Raw genomic sequence first — 11,530 nt, 5'->3', positions numbered from 1 at the left:
TTCTCAATGCGACTACGGACACTTATTGGAAATCTCTTTCAGGTGCGCCACATTCTCTAGGTTAGTTGGAGCTCCACTATCGCAACGAGCTGCATCTTCGCCGATGGATATTGGTTGATCTAACCAGCAGGATAATCAGACCTTACATCCACTGCAACGCCCTTGGAAACAGTGACAACATAGCCAGATATGATAGGGAGCGAGGTCTCGTTCAGTCGCCTTGCTAGTTCTCTCGGCACAAAGACTTGACCATCGACAACAGTAGATGCTGCAGGAGCAGAGCTCGGGATTTCTTCTGGCAATGGCATAGAGGACGGCCACTGTATAATTGATTCAGATTGTATGGTCCATGATAGAGCGACCGCGCCCGAGATTGAGGCAATAGTAGCTGCTCGAGAAGGAACGCTCATTACCGGAGCATGGGCAGTTTGGCTAGTTGCATTTTGCGGCATTAGCGCCGCAAATACCGCATCCTTTTGTTCAATCTCGTGCATTTCAAGGCTGGATATCAATGGGCGATTGCGCCTTTTAGATGGATCTTTGTACTTTTCGTCGAGTGCATTTCGGATAGTACGGCCTTTGACGGCGCCCCTTAGCTCACGAGTCAACCTGCTGGATATGGTGTGGGGTTCTATGCCCATTTTCTCGAGATGTTCTGCTGCATCTTTGACCACTACTCGAATCATCTCTCTGTTCCAATAATTGATAGAGTCAATAGTTTTTCGAGTGAGGTCAAAGGTTGCGCCGACGTTATTGCAGGAGCCCAGGCTATCATGAAAACTCGATAGTGGCTCGTCCGTGAAGAGCTCGATTCTCTTTCTTTTACCCGCCATGGTGACCCATACCTCTTGGTCTGAAAGCGTGTACTCGGCTCGTAGTAGATGGTGTCAGGACAAGAACATAGGTAGGAAATTGCATCCGAGATGTCGTTAAATGAAAATTCATGTTTTTTGCGGTCGTCTGACCGGCTTTTTTAGACATATGCCTGCTGTGAGGGATGCATTAAAAATCATTACTCTTTCTCAATCTCGTTGGCAAATTTCCCACAATAGGGGACGTCATATGATAAACAGGACGATTTCTTTTCTCCTATTGCAGCACAAGGGACACAGCCGCTACCTCCAGCTTGTGTCGATAAAAGTAACTCTGTGAAGGCAGGAAAGGCATGCATATGCACTTGGGAGTCGCCGCACGCCAGAGCATGCTCAAAGAATGATCGTAAAGGTAGCTTGGCGCCGTGACATAATAATCTACAAAGATTTGTGTGACTTTCATGAGATAGGGTGGCTCAGGCCAGTTCTACGCTGCCCGTCGGCAGTTTTGCGGCAGATAACTACAACCTTCTCGTGAATAGACAAATGCCTGCATTTGCATACATTACACACATGGAAAAAGCGCAGGTGATGACTTCATAGATGTCTAGACTGACGCCAGAAATGGAAAAGAAGATCATGGACTTATACGACAAGGACCCTTCATACAAAAGGGTGGCAGATGAGCTCGATATGGACTGGAGAGCAGTAAAGCGCGTGGTTTTACGGTCAAAGGCCGCGGCCTCAAGAACGTTTGATGGCGCTCCAGCACCTGTGGACTCAAAGTACCTTGGTGCGGCAGAACCTGAACGCGGGAAGCAGGCACCCAAGTCAGTTACTGAGCACATTAGTGCTGATGTCGATGCAAAGACAGATGGTCACTCAAGTGAGCAACTGGCTAGTGCAGGCAGCCGCAAGGAAGAGAGTGAAAATACTATAAAGGCTGCCATACCGCCGGCGAATGAGATCTTTAAGGTAATGTATACCGCGTTCGGGCAGGGCAAGCGGCCGGACGAAGTCGTGGCCCTTTACGCTCTCGACCCAAATTTTGTCCAAGAACATTACCAGAAGTTCCTTGAGATGCGACGGTGCAATCCTCTGGCATTGCAGTCTATGATCCTCGACGTCCTCGATGCCCGCTCCCCATCGTCATCACTCCAGCAATATGTTGTGAAATTCGACAAACAAGGCTATCTCACTAATAAGGATGTGATAGGATTAATGAGAGCCGCATTAGCCGACCACGAGAAGGAGTCGGTGTCAAGACTCTTGAGCAAACCTGAAGAGGCTCCTCCTGCAGGTTGGCTCAAATGGAGCTGCAGGATATGCGGAGAGGTTCTCTCTATTATGTCCCATTATACCGACGAGGGCAGAAGGATAGCTACGGCTATGAGCAAGCAGGATGGATTATGTTTTGACTGTGCAGACCGGGTGCTGGCGCGTACTCGATCCCAAGGATTCACCATGAGAACCGGAATTTACTAGCCAAAGCTAAGTTAGGAAGAGACCTGATATTTTTTGAAATAGGCTTCTTTACTGGTAAAAAGGGTTTAGAGAGAAGACAATAGATTCAGTTACGGCGCAGAAACGCACAGTTATTATGAATACTCGAACCCGGGTCAGAGGAGTGACAGCCTCTCAAGTCAAGAATTTTTTAACTTGGAAGATTTCAAAAATTATTTGAAAGCGTCTGGAAAGAGAAATGCCAAACAGATTTTCCTAAAGTCCAAGAAATACGGCTATATCCTTCAGACAAAGAATGCAAGCGAATTACTCGCTTTCTCTAATCACAAAAGAAGAGGAATCATGGAGGCGCTAGCCTGCCTCTCGAAGTATCTTGGGATTTACCCAACATTCAAGGAGATAAAAGAGAGCTATCATCTAAAGTGGTCCAGCGGTGATAGTCTAGACGCTTTGACCAAGAGAACAGATACGGTCTCTCTAATGATGCATGTTGATGCCAAGCTACTCTACGATGCATATGAGGCAGAGGTAGAAGATAAAATCGAAAAAGAAGAACTGGGAGTAAAGGAGGGCTACTATGGCAACCTGCCAAATTTCGTAGTCAGGCTATCATGTATTCATAGGATAGCAAGACTAACCGCCTCAGAAATTAGAGCCTACTATGATGCCACTTTAGGAGTAGACAAGGAAGATGTCGTATGGGCTATAGAGTACGTAAAGAAACGGCTTGCGACCTTTGAAGAAGTAATCACAATGATGAGTGCTCCACGTCATGCTTCCATGAATTCTATTGAGGAACCGCTTGAAAGAATTTTCAGATTCATTGCAGAGGCGAAGACAAATGGCATAAGCAGAAGCGAGCTGAGTAAGAAGTCAAAGTTAGATACAAAGACGCTTGATGCCCTTGTAGATATACTACTCACTCAAGAAAGAATCGAAGGGGAGCCTCACCATACTTCTGGCCGTCCTAGCATGCTCTACAAGGTCACAGGGATTCCCCACAGGTAGAGCACATGGACATTTGTGAGTGCTACGATAACTCCAAAGAATAGGACAGATATCCTAGAGGGGGAACAGTTCCCTACTTAGACCAAAAGTGATTTATTTATCTATAACAGAATTCTATATTAATTGAGCAAATCTACTGAAAGCAAGTTGTCTTTAGATTCTATACTAGAAAGATATCAGAAGGCTCAACAACGAAGCTATCAAGTTTCCAGTATTACTGCAGTAGTGAATGGAATTAACTCTGGTATAGATGTATTGATAGATTTGCCAACGGGTATGGGCAAAACAATCATCTATTCTCCTGTTGCTACAGAGGCAGCCGAATCTGGGTTACGGGTAGCGATCTTGGCCACGACCAAACAGGCACAGAGAAGAATAAAAGGAGATTTAGAGAAATTCTCCAAGAACTCTAGTGCCTCGCTAATTTATGGCATAAGCGAATATGATTGCCCTCTACTAAAAGGAAAAGCTCAAGTTTGGTGTTGCAATGATAACAAGGAGGATTTCTGCATACCAACAAACATTGGTTGTGATGTAATCAAAACAGAAAATGAATACAATAAGCAATCGCTAGTCATTACAAATTTCTCAAAATTCCTTTTAGCGTCAAGAGAACAACCGTACAATCTAATAGTCATTGACGATTCCCATAGTTTTGAAAATGCAAAGGAACAGGCATATCAAGTATCTATTCAATTTGGGCCCATTAAGGACTTCTATTTGAAAAATCAATCAGAAACTCCATTTTACGAATTCATTGCAAACTTCCTTAATATTTACACTGAGATATTTGAAAGGTCTGTCAATCCTGATGAACACGATAGTGTAATATCTGCAGAATACATTAAACATTTAGCTGAAGATCTTCTGACAGAAAAGAATTCAGAGCAGCTTCAGGAGGCAATAAGAGCACTTCCTGAACCCTCACGTTCTCAATGTTTGCAGATATTTTATTTCATTGAGAGGGCAAAAAAGTCAAGTAATTATCAATTCTATATACGAAAGGACTTCTACGCTCCTGATGACATCGATTCGAGTGAAATAATATCACGTTGGGATGAAAATACAATAGAATACATTATTCGAAAGCGATTTAGCTCTGCTAGAGTTATTTTTGCTACGGCTACTCCAGGAGATACCAAAATTCATGCACATTCTTGTACAGTAAGACATTATGATGACTCCAATCTTCTAGTGACTCCTGGAAACTCTAATCATATACCTGAGGTGGACAGCTGGTTTGGAAAACTGTCGATTCTTGTAGTAGAAGATATTTGTGATACGAGAAAGCAAGAAGAGTTCAATAAAGCCGCACAGCTAAGCATGGAAATACTGAAGAGTATTGACAAACGCGCACTACTCCTTTTTAAGAACTACAGGGATCAGAAAACCGCTAGAGATATACTTTCAGCAACCTTTGGCTCTGACAAACTCTTCTTCATCGACAGCTCAATTCAGAATAACGATGAATTAGAAACATATGCGAGCAATCATCAAATTTCCCTTGCTTCAGCATCGTCAACGGTTTGGGAGGGTATCAACATAAACAAGCTAAGACTTGCCTTAATTATGTCGCCGCCTTTTATTCGACCTCCTGTGGGCTCAAAGGCAGTCTATTCCTATCAATATGGTGTACGAAGAATGCTTATGAGATTACAGCAAGGTATAGGAAGGATTATTCGAGGTCCAGATGATTTCGGAGCAGCAGTCCTAGTTGATAGCAGGTTCAAACAGTATGTTAACAATAAGATATTCAGTGAAAGACTAAAGATGAGAATAAAGTATGTCCAAGCTTCTGAAGTAGTCTCTCATCTTAAAAGCACCTTCTCGGAGTATGAGAAGTAGGTATGTTTCACACAAATCTTTTTCCACTGATAAAACATGAGCCCTTGCCTGTCTTCATTTACAGCCCTATGATCTCTCCTAACCCATCTAACAAGCCTCAGCTTTATCAGGTCTTAGGATCTCTGGCTAAGAGATTAACTAAACTTGAAAAGAAACCTATTGTGTCAGTCGAAGGCCAAATAGAATCATTAGCCAAGCCAATAGAGCGCCTTAAGGGACACTCTGTTGTAATACCAGAAGTAGGTACATTCAATATTGAACTCAAATCTGAACGAAACAGCATTGTCACTACTGATGAATTTGAAAACTATAAAGCTCTAGTTAATCGACTTGTAGATGTAGCGCTTACCATTCTATCTGAGAATTACTATAAATTTCACCCTTTAGCTCCTTATATTATCAGAGATGAACCCTACTTTGATTCGAATCTGATTAACGAAACAGGCATTCTTGACTCGAAAAAATATTACAGGACGCTCTATAAATTTCAAAATACACCTGCGCTGCTACTTAATAGAGAGACAGAGCTACGCTCTTTCAAAAATTTACTAGTTGAGATTCAATGCCTAAAAAAGAGATTCGAAACTACTCGAAAAGTGAAAATTGATTTTTACAATCCTTCCCAAGATTTCATCAATTATGTTAATTCCTTACTACGCGGAAAGGCGGCGGAGGTTAGCAGAAGCTATCCTGGCCCCTCAATCAAAGAAATAAAGGAGATAACATGGAAATATCGAGCAAAAGATGCACCACCAGGCAGCAACAAATCACCTATTCAGTATCTTCGAGAGAACTATGGAGTAACGGGACTAGACGATAATCAGCCTTTGGTTGTTTATGAAGTTGGGTACGAAAAGAAGGAGTTGCGCTATCATGTTCCAGAAGTTCTGTCAGTGGGACATACGTTCAAGGATTTGGAACGGAGGATTCCCTCTTGGCAAAGGACACAAGTATGGGGAACAATTCATCCAGATTGCAAGAATCAACTTCAGAAAATTTACAGCACTCTACTCGAAATAGATTTGAGCCTAAGAGAAAACCTCCCTGACATTTATCCAACCTTCTTGGAAATCTCTACCCAAGCGCTAGACGTAACTAATCAAATTATTCCTGCTCAAGAAATAGCTCTAAAGTTTGGTAATAAAAGCCTGACAGTGAATCCCCCTTATGACCTCGATTTTTATAGGAAGTATTCTGGAAAGAATATCCAATTTGTCAACCCTATGCCAGACATGAAAGCTCTCCTTCATCTTAAAAGTAAAGATGACAATATAGAACAATTTTTAATTGACTTAAAGGAAGAATACAAGTTACGAAATGCGGCAGAATTAGAGTTTACTCGCGATATTATCGATTTCAATGACAATAAAATTGCTGATCATGAGCTAATGATCGCAATAGATACAGATGAGGGCGAGCCTGATGAGGAATTCTATGATAAATGTAAGAAAATTATTCAAAATAAATACGGTAGAATTCATCAACAGATAGTTTCAAAGAATGCCAATAGGGATTCGATTATGCAGATAATAATGGAATTGAGCTTGAAATTCGGGCAAGATCCTTGGTTATTAAATGATCCTCCTGTTTCTCCATATGTAATTGGTGTATACACATACTCAAATCCAGAAAATGATGAATCGCTCATTTTTGCAATAATACTGCACGGTGATGGAAAGGTAATCGAGCAGCGCGGCCCAGTTTCCGTGGCAGAAAAGGAACAGCTTTTGGACAGATTAATAGAATTTGGCAAAGGAAAGCGTGTTCTGTATATGTTTTCATTTGATAGACTACAGCTGACGGCTAATCTCAGGGATAAGCTTCAGAAATTATCAGAACATTCTGAATATGCTATAACGGAAATAATTGATGAAAAGCAGTTGCGCTTTTTCGAAACCTGGATTCCGAAATCACTACCTAGATTTGGTAAGATGGCTCAAACTAAGGACCAGATAAACAGATCCCCTATTGAAGGGCAGGAGAACGCACCCCAAGGAGTTGCTCTGCAAGCAGATGATAAGACCTTCTATTTGCTCACTGGAAGAACTATTGAAAAGGGAGCGATGAAAAGAGGCTGCCCTACCCCTATAAAGCTAAAGATAATTGATGCATCTAATCACGACTGGAATTCCAAAGATATTGTATCGTACGTCTTTAAACTATGCCTTATGGGAAGGGCAAGTGGTCATATGACTCGCTTTCCTTCTCCAATCTACTATCTGCAAGGGTATGCATATTATGCAAACAAATTTGGCCTACCAAGAGAATCCGCAATGAGCAAGAAAATATTCCATATCTAGACATGCTCCTTCCTCCAACAGTTATCGATTGGTTGACATTCATGGAATCAAAGTCAAAAGTCTATGAGGAGTTTGGTTCCTTTATGGAGCCGCAAAAAGAGCTTTTGCGCATCCTTTATCAGTATCTTCACAGTCTTCCAAAGCGAGTTGCTACCTTTTCTGCACCACCCGCTTCAGGAAAAACGCATGTAATTTCACTGGTTGCGCATTATCTTTTCAATGAGCGAGTGAAGAGTTGCATTGTTGTACCAAACGACGAACTAAAATCAGATTTCGTTGAACAAAATACGAAAGTAAAATTTCCCAGACACCCCAATGTTCTATCATTAGCAGAATATTTGAAAGATAATTCACAATATGATATTGCAATGGTTGATGAAGCTCATAATCTTCGTTCTGCTTATGAGCTAAATCCTAACATAGTTAAGACTTTTCTTTTAGACAGGAATGATCCTTACTTCAATGATATCTCTTACCGTTACCTTAATGATAAGAAATTTGTAGCTTCAACCTTGTCTATCGAAGCTTGTAGTGATATCTTGAAGATATTGATAAAGAATCCTCGCTTCAAAGCCAGCGCAATTCGCATCAAGAAAGAGTTGAGTAGTTGGATTGGATTCATAATAGCAAATGAAAGTGAATGCAAAATAAAGCTCCTGTATGCGGATCCATCAAAAAGATCTCTTACCCCAAGAAATGCACTTATTCTATTCTCGGCAACTCCGTTAGATAATAAGGAATTAGAATTCTATTGCAATATTCCAGTAGATGATATTCAACCATTTCCCGTGGAATCTGCAATAAGTGCAAAAGGCAAAATTACATATTTTGCTCTGAATAAGACAATTCGATTTGAGGATAAAATTGAAATTGCAATAAATGCATTGAGAAGAGCTGAAAGAAAATCTCTAATTCTTCTGAATAACACCGAAGGTTGTGACAAATGGTTTTCATATCTTAACCATGTAATCTCGAATGACCGTGTCAGTAACATAAGAAGCGGTCTTAACGGGGACCAGAGAAGGTCCATATTTGAGAAATTCAAAAGTACCAAAGACGGTATTCTTTTAAGTTCATCTTCAGTTTTCTGGGAAGGAATAACAATACGTGACCTTCAGTTGTTGATAATACCAGATTCACCTTATCCTGAGCCTCATCTATTAGATATTTACAACAACAAAAAATTCACGCATGCGACGACCGTTAAAAGAAGACTGATTCAAGGATTGGGTAGGATTGGCAGGAATCCAAAAGATAGAGCAGTAGGGTTAATGCTATTTAGACCAAATATAGCAGATAATGCGGTTATCCTAGATAGGCAGAAGCTTTCAGAAAAAGTTATGCTGGCACTTAAGGAAACGGCGCTCTAGTATCTTGGAGGCCACGGAAATGGTTCTTTGAAGTGATAACTACTCAAATTTAATAATAACCCTACATTAGCAGATTCTAAATCTTATGGCTAGCGTTAGACGAAAAAGTAGCATTACCCAAAGAGAAAAAAGCGAGATAGCCATACCGCTGGCAAAATACTTTAGTAATGACTCCCTTGAATTTCCATTCAAGAGATCTTCCTTTGACCTAGTTTCCTATGACGAACAACAAAATGTACTAAGGATAGTAGAATGCAAGGTAACTAGCAGTCTTACTAGCATAGGGGCAACTTTTGGTCAACTGCTGGCTTACATCGCTCTAATTTCAAGCAATGGAAAGGATTTCCTCGAAGCAGTTCATTACAGATGGCACATTCCATTAAACACCATAACACGAATGATAGAATCTAGGACAGTACCTGTTGAATTTTATGTCGCCTTTAGAAAAAGCGATGTAGAGGACAAGAAGGATTTCCTTGAATGGGCGCATGAGCATTTTCTGGATAAGAAAATTGGCATCATTCTAGTTGACAAATCAAAATGCAATTTCTTTAAGGTTAGTGAGAAGCTCGATATTCCCATTACATCGTCATATTCAAGTATTTTTGATGCTGCCAAAGAAATCGACCAAATAATTAGACAAAAAGGTTTGATTCCCAACGCTAAGTTTAGAATGGATCCCAAAGGTAGAGTCATAAAATATTCTTTTGCTAACGAAAGCATTCATTTCGAGATCTGGTTTAGCACGAGAGATGAATTCATTGAGGTGGGATTGCACATAGAGGCCAGTAAGAATAGGAATATGATTATCCTTAACGCGCTCAGGAGAAAATCTAAACAGGTACTCTCCAATCTGCCAGATGCCAACTTTGAGAAATGGGGAAGAAATTGGACAAAGGTATATGAGAGAATTAAGTGGGATGGGCAGCTAAAGTCTCTTGACGATACTCTCCTTAATGAATTGGCTTTCAAGCTTAAGCTTTACGTGGATACTATGAAACCAATGCTAGAGGAAATCAATTGGGGTAAATCCACAAGATCATCTCAAAAAGAAATAGTAAGAATATTCATTATGGGAAAAGGAAATACGAAACGTTGCGTAACAACTGACGCAATCTATAAGCACATCAGGAATCTTCCCGAATTTAGCGGATTTGGAAATAAGGATTGGAAAAGAGGTCATTCAACATGGAAAGCAAAGCAGCTCACAGAGGAAGATCCGAGACACTTTAGGCGAAAAGACAAGCATACATTCTGCTATTTTCCCTAGCTTCTACAATTGAATTATCATTTCATTCTATCTACAAGCATCCACTGGTTCTGTCTACCTACCCTTTTCCCTCTTAACAGACCATCGGCTTGCAACTTGTAAAGATGAATTTGAGCGGTGTTCCAGCTCATTCCTAAGGCTTTCCCGACCATTTCGGTAGTCACAGGCCAGTCTTCCTTCTTGAGGTAGACCAGTATCTTCTTGTCTATTTCGTCATTCAAATTGGGATATTTCATTATGACATATCATAATGGTGTATACTAACATTGTGTCCTAGAGCAATCTTCTATTTTGCTATGACTGGTCATATGATTGATCATAGGTCGAAAAGTAATAGTAGGGAAAAACATACTTTGATGATGAAGTCAAAAAAGAATTCTTAGAGAAGATTCGAAACCAGCTAAACAGAGACGGAGTTAAAATCCAGCGAAAAAGAGAGCGTCATTCGATACTTTTTGATTTTGGCGAACTTCAACGAATACCTATGAACTACACGGACTTGCTAGAGTTTTTTACGACAATAAAATACGTCAAGTGGGAAGAAAAAGAAGTTCATGCAGAAGTAAAATCAGGATATTGGAAAATTGTTAAAGATTGGCAGTAGCCTTCTTTTTCTTCTTATTACGTCTACGAGGAGTAAAAAGTATAGAGTAAGAGGAGAAAGAAGAAAAAGGACAACTCTATTCTGACAGTTGCCCTAGTAAGAAAGAAGACCTGTAATTATCATCACAATACTTGCAGTCTGCGCCTGTCCTAGCTTCGGAAGCATTGTGATTCTTTAGATGGATAAGAAGAATAAGCCTCTCCTTTTCGTCCATAGTCAAGTAGGCTTTCCGCAGGGCTGTAGCTGTCGCTATTACTCCTAGACAGGACATTCAACTACTGTTAAAGAAAGTCCAGATATAGACGAGAGTTAGAGAAATTAGCCTTGTCTAATCCGCCCGCTCCACTACTGTCTATCTTTTTAGTAGTTTATGGGGAGAATAGCCTTCCGAGATAAATAGCTCGAAAGGCCATAGAATAGTGACGAAAGTATGGCTCAGGATTTTAAACTTGCACTATTGACCAAGACCGAATTAATGTTCCTAGATGGTAGTATTTCCGTATCAAAAGATTATGCTAGGAAGTTGCGGTATGGCATAAGACGGAAACTACTTGTCCTGAATGATTTGGAAATTCCTCTTTTAGTAAAGAATGGTTTTGAGATGGGAGGATTGGGCGTTACTGCGGGCAGTAACGGCGTTACTATAGGTGGTAACGCTACAGTTATGGTAGATAGCGGTTTCCGCTATATTGACAAAGTAAATAGGCCAGTTCTAAGCAAAAATCAGAGAAGTTGTAAGCGCCCGGGCCGGGATTCGAACCCGGGTCGGAGGAGTGACAGTCCCCCATACTGGACCGGACTGTACGAGGCCGGCTGATAGCCGGGCTTCTCTATACTACCCGGGCGCAGGTAAGGCA

At 40.9% G+C, this 11,530-nt stretch carries 8 protein-coding genes and 1 tRNA gene; 6 read left to right on the top strand and 3 right to left on the bottom strand.

Features of this window, described 5'->3' with window-relative positions; all coding sequences use genetic code 11:
* Window positions 1-119: 119 nt before the first annotated feature.
* Window positions 120-833: a hypothetical protein gene (locus tag ACYOR7_RS12550; protein WP_479914125.1), complete on the bottom strand. Its 714-nt coding sequence runs from the start codon at window positions 831-833 to the stop codon at window positions 120-122.
* Between the two features lie 603 nt (window positions 834-1,436).
* Here ACYOR7_RS12550 and ACYOR7_RS12545 point away from each other — a divergent pair.
* The 6 genes from ACYOR7_RS12545 to ACYOR7_RS12520 all read left to right on the top strand — a co-directional run bounded on the left by ACYOR7_RS12545 (window position 1,437) and on the right by ACYOR7_RS12520 (window position 10,069).
* A complete protein-coding gene (locus tag ACYOR7_RS12545; RefSeq protein WP_479914124.1) occupies window positions 1,437-2,297 on the top strand; it encodes a hypothetical protein in 861 nt (286 codons plus the stop codon).
* A gap of 195 nt (window positions 2,298-2,492) precedes the next feature.
* Entirely contained in the window at window positions 2,493-3,284 is a 792-nt protein-coding gene (locus tag ACYOR7_RS12540; RefSeq protein WP_479914123.1) for a hypothetical protein, read from the top strand.
* Window positions 3,285-3,407: 123 nt separating this feature from the next.
* Window positions 3,408-5,129 carry a helicase C-terminal domain-containing protein gene (locus ACYOR7_RS12535; protein ID WP_479914122.1) on the top strand — a complete coding sequence of 574 codons (1,722 nt, stop codon included), beginning with the start codon at window positions 3,408-3,410 and terminating at the stop codon, window positions 5,127-5,129.
* 68 nt (window positions 5,130-5,197) lie between these two features.
* Entirely contained in the window at window positions 5,198-7,429 is a 2,232-nt protein-coding gene (locus ACYOR7_RS12530) for an argonaute/piwi family protein (RefSeq protein WP_479914121.1), read from the top strand.
* A 41-nt stretch (window positions 7,430-7,470) separates the two neighbouring features.
* Window positions 7,471-8,799, top strand: a complete 1,329-nt coding sequence (locus ACYOR7_RS12525) for a helicase-related protein (protein WP_479914120.1) — start codon at window positions 7,471-7,473, stop codon at window positions 8,797-8,799.
* Between the two features lie 85 nt (window positions 8,800-8,884).
* Window positions 8,885-10,069, top strand: a complete 1,185-nt coding sequence (locus tag ACYOR7_RS12520) for a hypothetical protein (protein ID WP_479914119.1) — start codon at window positions 8,885-8,887, stop codon at window positions 10,067-10,069.
* Between the two features lie 17 nt (window positions 10,070-10,086).
* On the opposite strand, the gene ACYOR7_RS12515 is transcribed toward ACYOR7_RS12520, so the two are convergent.
* Window positions 10,087-10,305, bottom strand: a complete 219-nt coding sequence (locus ACYOR7_RS12515) for a hypothetical protein (protein ID WP_479914118.1) — start codon at window positions 10,303-10,305, stop codon at window positions 10,087-10,089.
* 1,107 nt (window positions 10,306-11,412) lie between these two features.
* Window positions 11,413-11,518, bottom strand: a tRNA-Asp gene (locus ACYOR7_RS12510).
* Window positions 11,519-11,530: the final 12 nt, after the last annotated feature.

Source organism: Candidatus Nitrososphaera sp. 86-2 (genome assembly GCF_056726185.1).
Note: the sequence above shows the minus strand (reverse complement) of the source record. Positions and strands in the feature narration are given on the sequence as shown.